This is a genomic window from Vibrio sp. JPW-9-11-11, from assembly GCF_013369335.1.
GTDB lineage: Bacteria > Pseudomonadota > Gammaproteobacteria > Enterobacterales > Vibrionaceae > Vibrio.
Genome location: NZ_SZQJ01000009.1, coordinates 390548 through 408946 on the forward strand (window position 1 = coordinate 390548; position 18399 = coordinate 408946).

The 18399-nt window shown below is 47.1% G+C and carries 14 protein-coding genes; 10 read left to right on the forward strand and 4 right to left on the reverse strand.

Annotation, left to right across the window (positions count from 1 at the left end):
* Window positions 1-195: 195 nt before the first annotated feature.
* Window positions 196-669, reverse strand: a complete 474-nt coding sequence (locus tag FCU94_RS14070; RefSeq protein WP_176289140.1) for a GNAT family N-acetyltransferase — start codon at window positions 667-669, stop codon at window positions 196-198.
* Between the two features lie 158 nt (window positions 670-827).
* Here FCU94_RS14070 and FCU94_RS14075 point away from each other — a divergent pair, with 158 nt between their 5' ends.
* Entirely contained in the window at window positions 828-1826 is a 999-nt protein-coding gene (locus tag FCU94_RS14075) for a 2-hydroxyacid dehydrogenase (protein WP_217906445.1), read from the forward strand.
* Between the two features lie 51 nt (window positions 1827-1877).
* Here the strand turns inward: FCU94_RS14075 and FCU94_RS14080 are convergent, their stop codons facing one another.
* The gene (locus tag FCU94_RS14080) at window positions 1878-4238 is read right to left on the reverse strand and encodes a Lon protease family protein (protein WP_176289141.1); all 2361 of its coding nucleotides are present in this window, start codon (window positions 4236-4238) and stop codon (window positions 1878-1880) included.
* A gap of 203 nt (window positions 4239-4441) precedes the next feature.
* Here FCU94_RS14080 and FCU94_RS14085 point away from each other — a divergent pair, with 203 nt between their 5' ends.
* Entirely contained in the window at window positions 4442-4936 is a 495-nt protein-coding gene (locus tag FCU94_RS14085) for a hypothetical protein (protein ID WP_176289142.1), read from the forward strand.
* Window positions 4937-4948: 12 nt separating this feature from the next.
* Window positions 4949-6571 carry an ABC transporter ATP-binding protein gene (locus tag FCU94_RS14090; protein ID WP_176289143.1) on the forward strand — a complete coding sequence of 541 codons (1623 nt, stop codon included), beginning with the start codon at window positions 4949-4951 and terminating at the stop codon, window positions 6569-6571.
* 72 nt (window positions 6572-6643) lie between these two features.
* Here FCU94_RS14090 and FCU94_RS14095 read toward each other — a convergent pair whose 3' ends face one another.
* Entirely contained in the window at window positions 6644-7240 is a 597-nt protein-coding gene (locus FCU94_RS14095; protein ID WP_176289144.1) for an outer membrane protein, read from the reverse strand.
* Between the two features lie 273 nt (window positions 7241-7513).
* On the opposite strand from FCU94_RS14095, the gene FCU94_RS14100 reads away from it, so the two are divergent.
* Window positions 7514-8350, forward strand: coding sequence for a winged helix-turn-helix domain-containing protein (locus FCU94_RS14100; protein WP_176289145.1), 837 nt, complete (start codon window positions 7514-7516; stop codon window positions 8348-8350).
* The gene (locus FCU94_RS14105) at window positions 8334-8819 is read left to right on the forward strand and encodes a hypothetical protein (RefSeq protein ID WP_176289146.1); all 486 of its coding nucleotides are present in this window, start codon (window positions 8334-8336) and stop codon (window positions 8817-8819) included. Before FCU94_RS14100 ends, FCU94_RS14105 begins: the two co-directional genes overlap by 17 nt.
* A 16-nt stretch (window positions 8820-8835) precedes the next feature.
* Here the strand turns inward: FCU94_RS14105 and FCU94_RS14110 are convergent, their stop codons facing one another.
* Window positions 8836-9735 (reverse strand): LysR family transcriptional regulator, encoded by a 900-nt coding sequence (locus FCU94_RS14110; protein ID WP_176289147.1) that lies wholly within the window; start codon window positions 9733-9735, stop codon window positions 8836-8838.
* Between the two features lie 155 nt (window positions 9736-9890).
* Between FCU94_RS14110 and FCU94_RS14115 the strand changes: the two genes are divergently transcribed.
* The 5 genes from FCU94_RS14115 to FCU94_RS14135 all read left to right on the forward strand — a co-directional run bounded on the left by FCU94_RS14115 (window position 9891) and on the right by FCU94_RS14135 (window position 18382).
* Complete coding sequence (locus FCU94_RS14115; protein ID WP_176289148.1) at window positions 9891-11579, forward strand: L-lactate permease; 1689 nt, start codon at window positions 9891-9893, stop codon at window positions 11577-11579.
* A gap of 148 nt (window positions 11580-11727) precedes the next feature.
* Window positions 11728-12867, forward strand: a complete 1140-nt coding sequence (gene lldD, locus FCU94_RS14120) for an FMN-dependent L-lactate dehydrogenase LldD (protein WP_176289149.1) — start codon at window positions 11728-11730, stop codon at window positions 12865-12867.
* A gap of 103 nt (window positions 12868-12970) precedes the next feature.
* Window positions 12971-15808, forward strand: a complete 2838-nt coding sequence (locus FCU94_RS14125) for an FAD-binding and (Fe-S)-binding domain-containing protein (protein WP_176289150.1) — start codon at window positions 12971-12973, stop codon at window positions 15806-15808.
* 128 nt (window positions 15809-15936) lie between these two features.
* Window positions 15937-16554, forward strand: a complete 618-nt coding sequence (locus tag FCU94_RS14130; RefSeq protein WP_176289151.1) for a PGAP1-like alpha/beta domain-containing protein — start codon at window positions 15937-15939, stop codon at window positions 16552-16554.
* A 307-nt stretch (window positions 16555-16861) separates the two neighbouring features.
* Entirely contained in the window at window positions 16862-18382 is a 1521-nt protein-coding gene (locus FCU94_RS14135) for a sensor domain-containing diguanylate cyclase (RefSeq protein ID WP_255199274.1), read from the forward strand.
* The last annotated feature ends 17 nt before the right edge of the window (window positions 18383-18399 follow it).

The following is an 18399-nucleotide window of genomic DNA, read 5'->3' on the forward strand; positions in this document are numbered from 1 at the left end:
ATCCATATTCCTAGCCATCTACTGATATTTGTGTCTAGGCTTTTTCGTCTTCATCCAATTTGCGAAAGTTACCAAGACCACGTCCAATAAATAAAACTAGCAGTAAAATGAGTACTTTGAGTGACAGAGATCGACATTCAGTACTACTTTAGAGGTAATAATATATCTATCATTACAACTCGTTGATTTGTTCAATTACTCCTTGAGTGCCAACGACATAATATGCTGAGGACCAGCGGCACCACCTAAATATTTTTCTGGGCTATCAACAAATCCAACTTTAATGTAACAGTGGTATGCCAAAGCGTTTCGACAGTTGACGGTGAGAAAGACCCGTTCAGAATCAGGGTAGTGCCGAGCAAGATACTCAGCGAGCTGACCCAGAGCTTGCTGCCCATAACCGAATCCTTGCTGCGCCTCATCAATCAGAAACGCACGAAAACCCAAGCTTGTGGGATCTGCGAACGGATAGAGCTGAAAATATTGAGTATCAATAAGAAAAATGCCCACTACGCACTGATCTTTCATCACTAGGTGTGGGTGAACTTTGTCGTCGGCATTGAGCAATACTTCGTCAATGGTGCCAACAAAAGGCCGTTGCTCTTCAGCCACCGAGAGTGTCATCACTTGCTCAAGATGAGAGGGGATCATTGGGGTTAAAGTTATCATTTCATCGTCTCGGAGGTTAAAAATCAATATGCTCTATATTTCAGTAATTTAGGCTACCAATCAAGTACAACTTAGCCCTATTAAAGTCATGGTTTATTTTCATTGCAAATAGGTATTCAATAGGGACATTGCTCTCCGACACTTTTTGAGAGGTTATTATGATAGATGTCGCTGTGTTTAGTTCTAAATCGTACGATCAAGCTTCTTTTCGCCAAGCTAACCAAGCTTACGGGCTTAATCTTCACTTCCATGAGTTCCCCCTTACGGTAAAAACCGCCAAAATGGCGCATGACTGTCAAGCCGTGTGTGGCTTTGTCAACGATGACTTAAGCCGTGAGGTGTTAGCGAAACTTGCCGAGCAAGGAGTGAAACTGGTCGCCATGCGCTGCGCAGGCTTTGACCGCGTTGATATTGAGGCCGCCAAACAGTATCAAATCCAAGTGGTACGCGTGCCTGCCTATTCACCAGAGTCTGTGGCCGAACATACGGTCGGCTTAATGATGAGCCTCAACCGTCGCTTTCATAAAGCCTATCAAAGAACTCGTGATGCAAACTTTAATTTAGAAGGTCTGGTCGGGTTTAACTTCTTTGGCAAAACCGCCGGTGTCATCGGCACCGGAAAAATTGGTGTCGCGACTATGAGGATTTTGAAGGGACTAGGGATGGAAATTCTGTGTCATGATCCTTACCAAAACGCTCAAGCACTTGAAATGGGCGCTCAATATGTGTCGAAACAAACTCTATTTGCGCGTAGCGATGTCATCACTCTACACTGCCCTATGTCTGAAGGTAACTATCACCTACTGGATGAAGCCGCATTTGAACAGATGAAAGACGGCGTGATGATCGTCAACACCAGCCGTGGTGGACTGCTCGACTCTGCCGCCGCCGTAGAAGCCCTCAAACGTGGTCGAATTGGCGCGCTGGGTCTGGATGTTTACGAACACGAAAAAGAACTATTCTTCCAGGACAAGTCCAACGACGTTATTGTTGATGATGTTTTTCGTAGGCTCTCTGCTTGTCACAATGTGCTGTTCACCGGACACCAAGCTTTCTTAACTCACGAAGCCTTGGGCAACATCGCTGATACGACGTTGGGAAACATTGCCTCTTTTGCAAAAGGGGCCACATCGGGTAATGAGATCATCGACTTATAGCGCAACAAAAAAGAGCCCCTTTCGGGGCTCTAGCGCAACGATTAATCTCAGCTACTTGCGCAATGCATTCAGCTTAGCTTGGGCGATACCGAACACGGTATCAATCGGATAGCTGCCTTCATCACTTGGCACTCCCGCCGCTTTCCCCATGAAGAGCTCAATCGCCTCGGTCACATGGTCAATGGCCCAAATATGAAACTCCCCCTTTTCTACCGCTTTGACAATGTCAGGTCTTAACATCAGGTTGTGCATGTTAGAACGAGGAATGATTACCCCTTGATCGGCAGTACGTCCCTTGATTTCACACACATCAAAGAAGCCTTCGATCTTTTCATTCACACCACCAATGGGCTGTGCTTCACCAAACTGATTCATCGAGCCGGTAATCGCGATGTCTTGACGGTTGGGCTGCTTCGAAAACGCCGAAACCACTGCACAGAACTCCGCCATACTCGCGCTATCGCCATCAACACCGCCGTAAGATTGCTCAAAGGTTATTGTCGTGCTGAGCGGGACTTTGGCAGTTTTGCCAAATACAGACGACAAATAGGCACTCAGAATCATGACCCCTTTCGAGTGGATACTGCCCCCCAAATCGACGCTGCGCTCGATGTCGATCACTTCACCCTCACCATAACAGGTGGTCGCGGTAATTCGGTTTGGCGCGCCAAACATATACTCACTGGTGCTTAACACCGACAACGCGTTGACCTGCCCGACCGCTTCACCATGAGTATGGATTAACGTCGTGCCATTAATAAAGCTCTCCATCACGCTGTCTTTTAGTCGGCTTACTCGCAGCTCTTGGTTTGCCAACGCATCTTCAACATGGCTCAAACGAATCATGTTGGAATTTGCCTGCCGCGCGACGTAGTTTGACTCACGCAAAAGGTTGGCGATATTGGCCGAGTGGAGTGAAATTTTATTTTGGTCTCCTGCCAAGCGAGAGCTGTGTTCAATGATGCGTGCGATGGCTTTTCGATCGCAGTGCAGCATTCCGTTATCATTCACCACGCTCGAGATAAAGCGAGCATATTGAAGCTCGGAGTCCGCGTCGCGCTTCATTTCATCTTCAAAGTCCGCTGTGACTCGAAACAATTCACTAAACTCTGGATCGTAGTGCTGCAATAGCTGGTAAGTACGATAATCGCCAAACAGAATAATCTTCACATCGAGCGGAATTGGCTCAGGATCCAACGATACGGTGCCCGTCAAGGTCACTTCTTTCTCCAAAGACGTTAAATTGAGCTGACGTGCTCTTAACGCTCGCTTAAGCCCATCCCATACATAAGGTTGCTCAAGCACTTTCTGCGCGTCCATCAATAGCACTCCGCCATTGGCCTTATGCAAGCTACCCGGGCGAATAAGCGAGAAATCAGTAAACACGGTACCCTTAAAGGTGGCCGTTTCAATATAACCAAACAAGGTGTGGTAGTTGGGGTTCTCTTCCACCACAATCGGGAAGAGATCTTCTTTACGGCTTACCAAGACGTTAATTTTATAACGACGCGGCAGTTTTTTATCTAACGATGCATTGGCAACCTCGCCTTGCTCAGCGCTCTGATCAAGAAAAATATCGGCGTTCTCGACAATATCCTGCTGCAGTTCGGTTAAATACGTCTTAATCACCGGATAACCGGCGTAATCTTTTTTGAGCTGTTTGATAAAGTGGGTGATGACGTCTAATGTCACTTCATCATTAAGCTTTTTAATTTTCTCGCTGTACGCTTCTTCCCACTCGGTGAGTTGGCGCACCATGTTTCTTAGTTTGACTTCAAGCGCATCGATGGTCGCACCGAACGCTTCTTGCTCTTTTTTACTCAGCGCATCAAACGACTCTTCTGTGTGAAGCTCTTCACCATTCATCGCCACAAACTGGTAGTCGCCTTGTGTCGTGATGGTCAAACTGATGCCGGCCTCTTTAGCATCTTTACTGATCTGCTCCAGTTCGGCCTCTTGCTTCGACGCCAACTGGTTTTTCAGTTTATCCGCACGGCTATAATAGAGTTCATTGTCGAATGCGAGTGGCATCGCATTGAGTAATTTCGCCATTAGCTTTTCGATATCTTGACGGAATCGACTGCCGACACCGCAGGGCAATTTCAGCACTCTTGGTGTACGAATATCTTCAAAATTGGCCACATAGCACCAGTCGAATAGCGCATTCGCGTCGTGTTGATGTCGGTTGAGGTAGCGCAAAATCATAGTGCGCTTACCCAGTCCATTTTGGCCAATCGCGTAGATGTTATACCCTTTCTCTTTGATCGACATCGCGAACTCGACGGCCTTTTGAGCTCGCTCCTGTCCCACGATTTCATCGATAGGCGCCAACTCTTTAGTCGACTTGCTCTCTAGCTTTTCTAGCTCAGCAGGAAAGTACAACTGCTCTGCTTCAAGTCTTTGAATCGTCATCACTCTATCCTTGTTGTTATTGTTCTCTTGCCTCTAGTTTAGGTCAGTTTTTATTATAATTTAGTGACTTACAGCTAATTGGAGCCTAAGCGGACATTTTTTAACCGATCAGCATAAATTTAAATTAGTAATGATATCCATTTGCATTTGATAACCAATTGCATTTAAATGTTCGCACATTGGTTAGGTTTAAGGGTATAGGTATGGATTTACACCAGTGCTGGTCGCACTATCTAAAAGCAGAACAATTGTTGCAACAGGGCCATTGGCCTGAAGCGCACTATCTCTATCACCAAGTACTCGAGTATCTACCCAGTCACCTGCAAAGTGCGCTGACGGATGGTCAGACCCAACCTTGTCAGTTTAGTTGTCTAATTACTGGCCTTAGGGACGCTGCGGTTTCGCAATCTGAGATCCTCAATAAAATGGGCCAACGTCAGCAAGCGTTTGACTTACTCAACCAGACTTACGCTCACCTTCAATTTATCTCGATTGAATCGTTTGAGCTTGTTCATGCCACACAATCTATCATTCACCAGCAGTGCGAAGATCTCCTCAAGCATATGGCGGCGTTTTGCAGTGCCCAGCGCAGTGCTGAGTGGATGTTTGAGCTCGAGCAAGTTCAAAAGGCTCACCACTATTTTTCGACCCTAAAACAATACAACGCCGCAGTAGACGGCGTACGCACGATTAATTAATAAGGAAATACCATGTCACAGACACCTTTACTCAAGGTTCGCGATCTCTCTGTAAGCTTTTCTACCAATGACGGTATTGTCGACGCAGTCAAAGCGGTTAATTTTGACCTCTATCAAGGAGAAACGCTGGCTATCGTGGGTGAGTCAGGAAGTGGAAAATCCGTGTCTACCAACGCACTCATGCAACTGCTGCCTAACAATGCCATCGTTCATTCGCAATCAAGTATTCTGTTTGAAGGCAACGAGCTACTGCAACAGTCAGAGAAACAGATGCAACGCCTACGGGGAGACCGCATTGGCATGATTTTTCAGGAACCGATGACGTCCCTCAACCCATTTATGCGAGTCGGCATTCAAGTGGCGGAAGCCATGATGTGCCATCGCAGTGTTACCCTTAAACAGGCGAAGAATCGAGTCCTTGACCTGTTTGAGTTGGTCCACTTACCCAACCCACAACAAGCTTATGCTAAGTATCCTCATGAGTTTTCCGGCGGTCAGTTACAACGAATAATGATTGCAATGGCGCTAATCAACGAACCAGATATTTTGATTGCCGATGAGCCGACCACCGCCTTAGATGTCACTGTTCAAGCCGAAGTGCTTAACTTAATTAAAGAGATCCAACAGAAGATGGGGATGTCGATTTTGTTCATTACTCACGACCTCGGTGTGGTCAAGCACTTTGCCGACCGCGTGATTGTAATGTGCAAAGGCAGGGTGGTTGAGCAGAATCAGTGCCAGGCGCTATTCGACGCTCCTCACCACGACTATACGAAAATGCTGATTAATTCCATCCCCAAAGGCAGCAAAACACCCGTCAACCCTGAGGCACTCCCCTTACTCAAAGCCGATGATATTCGGGTTAAGTTTGTCATTAAATCTCATATTCTGCCGCAAAAGAACCAGTACTTTGAGGCTGTCAAAGGGATATCTCTACAACTCAAGCAAGGCGAAACTTTGGGGATTGTTGGCGAGTCTGGTTCGGGTAAATCAACGCTTGGCCGCGCTCTGATTGGTCTGCTTCCTTCTAGTGGGCGAATCCAGTTCAAAGGCCAAGACATTAGCCAGTTGTCTGACAAACAGAGATTTGAACTTAAAAAAGAGGTACAAATGGTGTTCCAAGATCCGTATGGGTCTTTATCACCGCGTATGACAGTAGGTGACATCATTACTGAAGCGCTCACCGTCCACCAACCTCAACTAACGCAAAAGGAACGTATGGCCCGAGCCCGCCAAGCGCTCGAAGAAGTGCGTTTGGATCCCTACTCCATCAACCGGTATCCGCATGAATTTTCTGGCGGGCAACGACAACGTATTGCTATCGCTCGAGCGCTAATACTCGAACCTTCGTTTATTTTACTCGATGAACCCACCTCTGCTCTTGATCGCTCAGTGCAGTTAACCGTTATCGAATTACTTAAAGACATTCAACGCAAGCACAATATTGGCTTTCTGTTTATCAGCCACGACCTTAGCGTAGTGAAAGCCCTGTCGGACCGAGTGATGGTGATGCAAAAAGGTGAAGTAATGGAGCAAGGGAGCGCTGAAGAGATTTTCCACAACCCGCAAAGCGACTACACCAAGAAACTGATCGCCGCATCCTTTGACTTGGACGAATCAAGCCAAGCCGCCTAAGCTAAAAAGAGTTCGGTTTGGCCGCCGACAAAGCCGACGCATGGATGCGTCGGCTGTTTTACAGATTTTCAATTAAAATTTGTAGTTTGCTGCTACGTAAAAGCTGCCAATAGACTGGGTATACTCTTTATCAATAAACTCTAAGCTGTAGTAATCCGTTTCATATGCTGCGCGCAATGAAAGCCCTGGAAGTTGGCGAACATTATACTCTAGTCCTGCTCCAATTCTCAGAGCGGTTCCTGCAGTCGAGTCCGATTCATCGAGGGAAACCGTCCCTAACCCAAGGGTCCCAAAAGGACGTAGACCATTATCAAAAGTGTAACCTAGATTCGCCGAAACGGTAAAAGATGAAAGTCCGAGTTCATGCTCAAGGAATGAAGCGGAGTTTTCAATTTTGATCGGTGCATACTGAGTGTACTGACCTTCTACTGCTATCACTCGGTTAAACTGATAACCCGCAATGAATTTGTAGGTCTGTCCATCAGGCTCATTTGTCGCTGTAGTGGCAGAATCCCCAGTGAGAATATTGACCATTTCCCCGATATCAGAAGTGTAACCATCGTCGGAAAAACTGGTACTACCAACACCCGCTCCTAAATAGAAACCACTCATATCCTGAGCGCATACAACTGATGAAAAAACCATTGAAGCTAATATTATCTTTTTCATTTTCTCTTACTTACCGTGTTTACAAAGAGGCGCTAATCTATTTTTTTTGATAACAAATAACTCAACAGACGATTCATAGATTGATAATATTATTCTCATCATCAACACACACCTGAAAATAAAACGTCATAATACATTGATAAATATGCATTTATTTATGTTTTATTAATTTTACCAATGAAACTATTGCTTTTACTTGATGAGTTTATAAACTGGCCAATTTTTGGTAAGTAACTGCGCGTCGTCGCGCATCTAGGCATTTAAGTAGTTGTCATGAACCCCATCACCTTGTCCAACTTGTCTCTGGATACTGAATCAAGGACACTGAGTAACAATAATGGACGCTCTATTGTGTTGCGCCCATTGAGTTATGAAGTCTTGCTTCTATTGATTGAAAATCACGGTAGACCTGTCAGAAGAGAAGCCATCTATGAGAGGTGTTGGCAAGGTCGAGTTGTCACTGATCAAGCATTAACCAATGTCATTTCTGAAATTCGTCGACTCTTTATTTCATTAAAAGCGCGCGATGTAGAGATTAAAACGATCAGCAAGATCGGTTATTACATTGTGTTTCCAACCGATTCAGAGGCCACGTTGCCAAACACGGTGAAACATTTACCAAACCTGCAAAACACATTACCAGGCACAACTACAAACCTAATTACCCCACAGCTTAGAACACCGCCTTCAGAGGTAAACTCAACCTTATTTCATGTTGCCTTAGTTGGAATGCTGTTGGTTTTGGTTTCCGTTTATATTTCACAACCTTGGTCACCTCGTCCGCAGTTTACCGATTCAAGCCACTACCAAAAACTATCGCATGGGAATCTCCTCATCTTGTTTGAGAACACTAGTCGCTTTTCGTTGAGCATAGAATCGTTACAATATGCACTCGATGAAACACCTATCGGAAAATGTCCTGTAACCATCTATTTTAGGCTCTTTGACAGCCTCTTCGATTCACAAAAGCTTTCTAGCAAAGCATTTGTATATGATGTTTCAACCCATCGGAGTACAACCAACACCGTGTACTCTATTGACCGGACAAATCTCGTAGCGACTATCGCCAAAATGGTGGTGAGGGAGCACAACAGTGCGTGTAATTTATAGTCTGGCGTTGTTTGCCGCGTCATTAATAGGCATGTATTCGCTTCAAAGCCAACAGGGGCAAGCTCCATTGAATGGCACTCGATGGGTGTGCGCTGAAAGCAAAAGTGGTTTCACTCAACGCGCATACCAAAACATTGCTGAAATTAACGAATCACATACCTTATTTTTTACCTCAGCAGATATGATGACTCAGTACCACAAAGGAGAAGTCACTTTCCATGATGGCCGCACAGACAGCTTCGAGGTCGTGTATCTCGTCCATTATCAGCAACAAGAGAATAACCTAAAAATGAAATACGTCAGCCTGCAATGGGCTGACAAACCCAACAATCAACCACTGTTGACGGAAAACATCAAAATACTCGAGGGGCTCACCGTCGATATTAACTACTTTATTGAGGATCACTACCTTTACCTGTCGAATAGAAGTGGTAGCGAAGACAGCAATTTCGTTTGTTACTCCAGTTGATACACCTTAGACATTTTCAGAAATAGTGCGAAATCGCCAAGTACCGCGTGCGAATGTGTTCAATTAGTAACTTCACCTTATTTGGCGGCTGACGGGTAAATGGATATACCGCATAGATCCCCAGTCGTTTGCCAACCTGCTCTGGAAACAAATCGACTAACTGACCATTGCGGATATCATGATAGACCAAGCATCTTGGTACGTACGCAATACCGTGCCCACCCAGGGCGGCCTTGCGCAGCGCCGTCGCGTTATCGGTTGAAAATGACCCCGAGACTCGCACGATGTAATTGCCTTGTTGCGCTTTAAACTCCCATTCACTAGCGCCTGTGGTTTGGTAAGCGTATTGCAAACAGTTATGCATAGTCAGATCTTGTGGATCGCAGGGTTTGCCGTTACGAGCAATGTAGGAAGGCGACGCACACACCACCCATTGCGAATCGAGAATATGTCGTGCAATCAAGCTCGAATCTTCAAGATAGCCAGTACGAATGACCAAATCAAAGCCCCCTTCGACCAAATCAACAAAGCGATTATCGAGTGACATATCGACGGTGAGTCCGGGATGAAGATTACAAAACTCCGCAACGGCATCGGCGAGAATTAAGTCGCCCGAGATCGACGGCACCGACATTTTGATATGACCGCTGACTTTTTCTCCAAAGCCCGACACTGCATCCATCGCTTCTTGAGCGGCTTGCTTCACATTTTTAGCACCGTGCGTTAACGCCTTACCCGCTTCTGTTAACGTTAATTTACGCGTTGTTCGGTATAATAGCTGAACACCAATTTCTTCTTCTAAACGCGCTATCCTTTTGCTAACTACCGAATTTGTAAGGTTATTTGCTTCTGCAACCTTACTAAAACTTCCCATTTCTACGACTTGAGAGAAAAGAATTAAATCATCTGCTCGCATTGATTATGCCAATTTTGGAACTAATTATTTTCATTATTTCCCTATATCAACAAAAAATAAAGGCGTAAATTCACCCCCAATTAACAAAACCATCACAAATATAAAATCTAAGAGACTCCTAAGAGTCCTGATTGAAGAATGTAAAGGACATACCAATGAGCGATACCCTACTAGCCCTTGTGGCTTTTTCACCGATCGTGGTAGCAGCCATACTCCTGGTCGGACTCAACTGGCCAGCAAAACGCGCCATGCCCATAGCCTTTGGCTTAACCGTTGTCATAGCCCTATTTGCCTGGGACATGTCAATCACTCGCGTCATCGCCTCAGTTTTTCAAGGCTTAGGCATTACCGTCTCGGTACTATGGATTGTATTTGGCGCCATCTTCTTGCTTAACACGCTCAAGCACACTGGCGCAATTTCGACCATACGTAACGGCTTTACCAATATCTCGCCCGACAGACGCGTTCAGGCCATCATTATTGCTTGGTGTTTTGGGTCGTTTATCGAGGGAGCGTCAGGATTTGGTACCCCAGCTGCGATTGCCGCGCCACTGCTAGTCGCGATCGGCTTCCCTGCGCTGGCTGCGGTACTAATGGGCATGATGATTCAATCGACGCCCGTCTCTTTCGGTGCGGTCGGTACACCTATCATCGTCGGGGTAAATAAAGGTCTTGATACCCACAACATAGGTGAAACACTGATGGCAAATGGCTCAACGTGGGATGCGTATTTGCAACAGATCACCTCGAGTGTCGCGTTAATTCATGCTGGTGTCGGAACCATGATTCCGGTATTGATGGCGATGATGTTGACCCGTTTTTTTGGTAGCAAAAGAAGCTGGACCGAAGGTATGGACATTTTACCATTCGCCCTATTTGCCGGTCTTGCTTTCACCATTCCTTACGCTCTAACTGGCGTCTTTCTTGGTGCTGAATTCCCATCACTGATTGGTGGCTTGGTTGGCTTATCGATTGTGGTTTCAGCCGCCAAGCGAGGCTTCCTTGTGCCAAAAACAACGTGGGATTTTGAGGATGAAAACAAATGGCCAGCTGAGTGGTTAGGTTCACTTAAAATCGAGCTCGACGACATTAAAACCAAACCTATGAGTATGGCACTTGCTTGGTTGCCGTACGTGTTGTTAGCCGTGGTTCTTGTGGCGAGCAGAGTCAGCGGCGAGTTTAAAGCCATGTTGACTGGCGTCAGCGTGTCGTTTGCAAACATCTTAGGTGAAACCGGGGTCAGTACTGCAATCCAGCCTCTTTATCTACCCGGTGGTATCTTGGTTTTCGTTGCCTTGGTTGCGGTTTTGCTTCAATCACGCAGCGCTGCACCACTGGTCAAAGCGTTCGGTGAGTCGAGTAAAACTCTGATTGGTGCAGGTTTTGTATTGGTGTTTACCATCCCAATGGTGCGTATTTTTATTAACTCTGGCGTCAATGCCGCCGATTTAGCCAGTATGCCAGTAACAACAGCGAACTTCGCGGCTGGTCTTGTAGGCGATGCTTTCCCAGCACTAAGTGCCACAGTAGGCGCACTAGGCGCCTTTATTGCCGGTTCTAACACCGTTTCTAACATGATGTTTAGCCAATTTCAGTTCGAAGTGGCACAGACACTGACCATATCCAGTGCTGTCGTGGTGGCACTCCAAGCGGTTGGTGCGGCGGCAGGCAACATGATTGCCATTCACAACGTGGTCGCCGCTTCAGCCACTGTCGGCCTGTTAGGACGAGAAGGAGCCACGCTGCGCAAAACTATAATCCCAACCATGTACTACCTACTGGTCACAGGTGTTGTTGGTCTGGTGGCTATCTACGGCCTGCAGATCACCGACGCTCTGATGTAACCGTTTTCGGCGTTAATGCGCTCTTGCTTGCCCACGAATGTGAAAACGCTAGCAAAAAAAAACAGCATTAACGCCTATTGCTTTAGATGTCGACCATACTAAGCCTTCTAGAGAAAGGCGTCGTATAACCCATTAATAGGATTGAATTATGATCATCTCTGCTTCGACTGACTACCGTGCTGCGGCGAAAGCCAAACTGCCGCCGTTCCTGTTTCATTACATCGATGGCGGCTCCTATGGGGAGCACACGCTCAGAAGAAATACCGAAGATCTTGCTGATATCGCTCTCAAGCAACGAGTATTGAAAAACATGCAGGATCTTAGCCTAGAAACAGAGATTTTTGGTGAACAGTTTTCAATGCCCATCGCTCTGGCACCAGTTGGTCTTACAGGAATGTACGCTCGTCGTGGTGAAGTTCAGGCCGCCAAGGCTGCCGAGAACAAAGGGATTCCTTTTACCATGTCGACCGTTTCTGTCTGTCCAATTGAAGAAGTGGTGCCTCAAATTCAGCGCCCAATGTGGTTCCAGCTCTACGTACTTAAAGACCGTGGTTTTATGAAAAACGTACTAGAGCGCGCCAAAGCCGCGGGCGTCACTACGCTGGTGTTTACCGTGGATATGCCCGTACCGGGTGCACGCTATCGAGATATGCACTCGGGAATGAGCGGCCCCAATGCAGCGATGCGTCGTGTATTGCAAGCGATGCGCCACCCCAATTGGGCGGTAGATGTTGGCCTGTTAGGTAAGCCTCATGATTTAGGTAACATATCAACCTACCGCGGCGAGCCGACTAAGCTTGAAGACTACATCGGCTGGCTTGGCGCCAACTTTGACCCTTCAATTTCATGGCAAGACTTAGAGTGGATTCGTGAGTTTTGGGATGGTCCAATGGTAATTAAAGGTATTCTTGACGAACAAGATGCCAAAGACGCAGTGAGCTTTGGCGCCGATGGAATTGTTGTTTCCAACCATGGCGGTCGCCAACTCGACGGTGTTCTGTCTACAGCCAAAGCACTGCCGAGTATCGCCGACGCAGTCAAAGGTGACTTGAAGATTTTTGTTGATTCAGGCATTCGTACTGGCCTAGATGTGGTGCGTATGCTTGCTCTTGGCGCAGACTGTACCTTATTGGGTCGTTCGTTTATCTACGCACTCGCCGCGCAAGGACAAGCCGGAGTCGAAAACTTACTCGATCTATACGAAAAAGAGATGCGCGTCGCCATGACGTTAACCGGTGCCAAATGTATTCAAGATCTCAACCGGGATTCACTGGTCAACTTTAAGTAACTCAAGTGGGTGTCACAGCAAATAACTCGATACTGTGACACCTTGTTTCTACTGGCCACCAATAAAAAATCATAAGGCCAGCAGCTCGCACAAGGAAGCCGACATGTCGACACGTAACAATGACACTATCTACCAGCAGCTCCAATCGTTACTCGCGGTTGAAATTGACACGAAACGAATCGTAACAGAGGAAGCCAAGCGCCTCGCCTATGGAACCGATGCCAGTTTTTATCGTTTGGTTCCAAAGATCGTTCTGCGCTTAAAGAGCCTCGATGAAGTCATTTATGCGATTCAGTGCTGTAAAGAGATGGCGGTGCCTTTTACGTTTCGCGCCGCAGGGACTAGCCTTTCTGGTCAAGCGGTTTCTGATTCCGTCTTGATCACCCTCACCGATGATTGGCGTGGTCACCAGATCATCGATGGCGGCGAGAAAATCCTCCTTCAGCCGGGAGTCATCGGCGCCGATGCGAACAAATATCTGGCACCGTTTCAGCGTAAAATTGGCCCAGATCCGGCTTCAATTAACACCTGTAAAATCGGCGGTATTGCGGCCAACAATGCCAGTGGTATGTGCTGTGGTACCGCGCAGAACTCCTATCGTACCGTCGATAGCATCAAAATCGTCTTTAGCGACGGTACGCTACTCGATACCAGTAGCGCCGACAGTATTGCGGCATTTCGTGTTGCAAGACCCGATATTATTGAGGGCCTAACCCGACTGGTCGCCGAAACCCAAGCCAACGCTGAGCTAAGTGAACGTATCCGACATAAATATCGCCTGAAAAATACCACTGGCTATGCGCTCAACGCCTTGGTTGATTATGAAGACCCAATAGAGGTACTTGAACACTTGATGATAGGCTCAGAAGGCACCTTGGGCTTTATCGCTGAAATTACCTACAACACTGTGGTCGAGCATCCGTTTAAAGCCTCTTCATTGTTGGTGTTCGCTGATATTGAAGAAGCCAGTCGCGCTGTGACGACACTATCAAAAACCCCCGTGGCGGCCGTTGAGCTGATGGATGGTCGCGCTCTGCGCTCGGTGGCGGATAAACCAGGCATGCCAGAGTTTATTGCACAGCTTGATATTGAAGCGGCCGCGCTGTTGGTCGAAACCCATGCTAGCTGTCAGCACAGCATCGACGACCAATGTCAGCAAATCATGGCGTCGCTGGCTGATTATTCGATTATTGAGTCCGTTCCTTTTACTCTCGATGCAAATATGGTCGCTACCCTTTGGGGCATTCGTAAAGGGATGTTTCCCGCGGTTGGCGCTGTACGCGAAGTCGGGACAACTGTCATCATCGAAGATGTCGCTTTCCCAGTAGAGAACCTTGCTAACGGCGTGCGCGATCTGCAGTCACTGTTTGATAAGTACCATTACAACGAAGCAATCATCTTTGGTCACGCACTTGAGGGCAACTTACACTTTGTCTTTACTCAAGGGTTCGACTCACAACAAGAGATTGACCGCTATGGGCAGTTTATGGATGAGGTGGCAGAACTGGTGGCCGTTAAGTATCAGGGCTCTCTTAAAGCCGAGCATGGTACCGGGCGTAATATGGCACCTTATGTCGAACTCGAATGGGGCAAAGACGGCTACCAATTGATGCAGCAAATCAAGGCATTGTTCGACCCACAAGGTTTGCTCAACCCAGGGGTGATTATTAACGATAATCCCCATTCGCATATCGAAAATCTCAAGCCAATGCCCGCTGCCGACGACTTGGTCGACCGCTGTATCGAGTGTGGTTTCTGTGAGCCGGTTTGTCCTTCACGCACGTTAACCCTATCTCCACGCCAACGGATCGTGCTTTATCGAGAGTTGCAACGACGCCGGGCGGCAGGCGAGAAAACCGCTGCCACCGAGCTTGAACAGACGTTTGAGTACCAAGGCCTAGATACCTGCGCCGCAACCGGGCTATGTGCAGACCGCTGTCCGGTTGGCATTAATACCGGCGATCTGGTCAAGCAACTCCGTACAGCAAAATACCGTAAGTTTACCCCAATCGCCAAATGGACAGCCGACCATTTTGCTACCACGACAACACTGACTCGCGCGTCACTCAAAGCCAACCAAATTGCGGTCAAGATGATAGGTGAAAATGCGGTGGGAGGTATGACAAATGGGCTGCGTAAGCTGTCGGGGGGGAAAACACCTATCTGGCTCGCCGAGACGCCACAGTCGAATAATCATAAGCTCGAACAAGCGATGGAACTGCTAGTACGATCGGATAAAAAAGTGGTTTATCTGCCCTCTTGCGCCTCTCGTACTATGGGACAACAACCTAACGCTCAAGATCAACGCAGCCTAACAGAGGTGACATTGTCACTTATTAAAAAGGCAGGATTTGAAGTCATCATCCCTGAGGCACTCAACGACCAATGTTGTGGCATGCCCTACGACAGCAAAGGCATGCATGAAGTCGCCGACAACAAAGTCAAGCAACTAGAGACGGCGCTTTGGCAAGCGAGCTATGAAGGTGAATACCCAATACTGATGGATACCAGCCCCTGCGCTAAACGAAGCGTCGAACACTTCACGAAACCGATGGAAATACTCGAGCCAACGGGTTTTGTCTCTAAATACCTACTCGATCATCTAACCATCACACCTAAAGACGAAACCGTGATGCTTCATATCACCTGTAGTTCGCGTCGAATGGGATTAGACAACGACATGCAAGCACTCGCCAAAGCGTGTGTGTCGAACGTCGTGGTTCCCGAGCACATTTCTTGCTGTGGATGGGCTGGCGATAAGGGGTTCACTACCCCTGAACTCAATGAAGCCGCTGTCCACCCGCTGAAATCACAAGTACCTGCTGACTGCCAGCGCGGATTTAGCAACAGCCGTACGTGTGAAATTGGGCTTTCTCATCACAGCGGCATCCCTTACCAGTCAATTCTTTATCTGGTTGATGAGGTCAGCTCCTCTCTCTAGCACGCTCGCTGAGTTCGAGCTACCTACATGGTAGCTCGAACAAAAACTTCCCTTCACGCGTGCATTTTTTGATGCTTTTCGCCAACGAAAATGCTTAGATATCACGAGCAGTAAGCGCGAGGAGTCACATGAAAATCATTATCTTACATGGTCTGTATATGCACGGAATGGTGATGAAACCACTGAGCTATAAACTCAATGGCATGGGTTATCAAACCCAAGTACTCACCTACAATAGCCTCGCCATCGACGAACAACGTGTGTTCAGTGATATTGATCGTGCACTGTGCCCAAAAGGAAGCAACATATTGGTCGGCCACAGTTTAGGCGGGCTGATTATCAAGCATTACCTAAAAGCCCGCCAACCTTCCACTCGCCAAGTCTCTCATGTGGTCGCCATAGGCTCACCATTAAAAGGAGCATCTATCGCTTCAAAAATTCAAGACATAGGCTTGGGAGCAATTTTAGGCAACGCGCCCGAATTTGGCCTGACTCAACACGAAGAAGATTGGCATTTTGCTCAAAAACTCGGCAGTATCGCCGGCACGCTACCCATAGGTGCCCGATCTCTTCTGATCAGCGACGACGACAAACGCTCCGACGGTACTGTTACGGTTGAAGAGACAAAAATCCCCGGCATGACTGACCATATTGAGATTAATAATAGCCATACCAGCTTAATCTATGGCGCGTCGACCTTAGAGCAAATTCATCACTTCATTCAATATGACTGTTTCAAACATTAGAGAAAGCATCCGCGTGCTTTTGGCCAAGAATACCAACAACACGAGTATGATCGCTCAACAATCAATTTGAACTATTTCAATCGTTGGCAGCGTAAAACGTAAGCATCACTCACATCCATAACCCACTACAGTGCATTTTATCAACAGCAAGGCAATGTGAATTGGTTATAATATAATGATAAATCGAGTAAATTGCGTACCGCACACTGGCACAGGTTGTCGCTCACGCAAGTTCCGGTTTCAAGACGTCAGGCTAGATCAAACATAGGGTAAACAATTTTTGGTATTTAAGTTTAAGCAGTTCACATTGAGACAGCTCGCTTTTATCGGTTCGACGCTAACCGTGGTGCTGTTTCTTGTCTGCTACATGACGTTTAAGTTGCTCTGGAGCTACGATCGAGACTTGCAAGACTCGATTCATCGACAACAATTTGAAACTGAACGTGTAAAAACCGTGTTAGCGATGGAAGAGCTCGAACTTAGAGCTTCCGTTGAAGATTACGCAGCGTGGAACAACATGGCTGATTATGTTCAATCTCCTTCTCCGGTTTTCATTGATGAGAGCATTGGTATTCACGCCTTTATATCCAAGATCATCGATGGCATTATCATCTTCGATCGCGATGCCAATCCGGTGTGGAGTGGTTTTTTTAACGGCAGCGAAGTGGTCGAGCAGTCTTTTATTGCACTTGAAAACCAAGCGACGGTCGACAAACTCTTGTTCAACGCTCGCCAATCTGACCCAGCCACCATTGCTTCTTATGTCGACTACGCCACCTATCAAAACAGTGCCTTCATGATCGCTTCGTCACGAATCTGTACCAGTAACGCGGTTGACTGTAACTATGGGTTCTTGGTCTTTATTCGCAAGATTCGACCCCAGTTCGTTGCCCAACTCGAGCTGGCGACAGGCGTCGATATTACCGTATCCGTATCCGGTGATTCGGAACATCCTCGCTCACAGCCTGCTGATAACACGAGCTTTTTATATAAAGAAGATAACTTAACGGCAAGGTTGGTCGAAATCAAAGTGATGCATAACGAAAAGCTGCCCGCTTTTATCTCTTGGCAGGAGATGACGGCTCTCGCCTTTTTCGCTTTGGTCATGTTTGGTGTCAACATGTATATCGTCAATTTCTTTATTGCACCTTTGAGTGACGCCGAACGCTATTTGAAACAGTTTGGTCGACATGGCGACAAGCTCCCCAGTGAAGACTCTTTTGTGTCTAAAGAGATGCGCAGCTTCGCGAGACAGATCAATAGCATCATCACAGAGCTGGAGCACAATCGCGCCCTCCTTAAGCAACAATCGAGCATCGATACACTGACAGGCATTGCCAACCGACGCTGTTTGTATCAACAAGCGAAACAATTTTTTGATGATTTAGAGTACCGTTATGCCGCCGTTATTTTAGTCGATGTCGATCATTTCAAACTCTACAACGATAATTACGGCCATATTCTTGGTGACGACACACTCAAACAAGTGGCGGAGGCACTCCAAGCGGTCGACAGCGATTACGAGAAAATTGTCGGTCGCTATGGCGGTGAAGAGTTTTGCATTATTTTGGCTGCGGATAAGCCCATTCCACTTAAGCCCTATCTCTCCAAGCTTATCACCGCTGTGAGAGAGATGAATATTGCTCATCATTACTCGCCGACCAGCGAACACGTCACCGTCAGTGCGGGCGCGACTCTGGCTCAAATCGACGCCTATTCGGAAATTTCACGCCTGATCCAGCAAGCCGATGACGCGTTATACCTCGCCAAAGCCAATGGTCGCAATCGAGCTGAAATTTACTCTAAACCCGAGGTCAAGGCCGTTTAGCCCTTTACTAAAGGGGA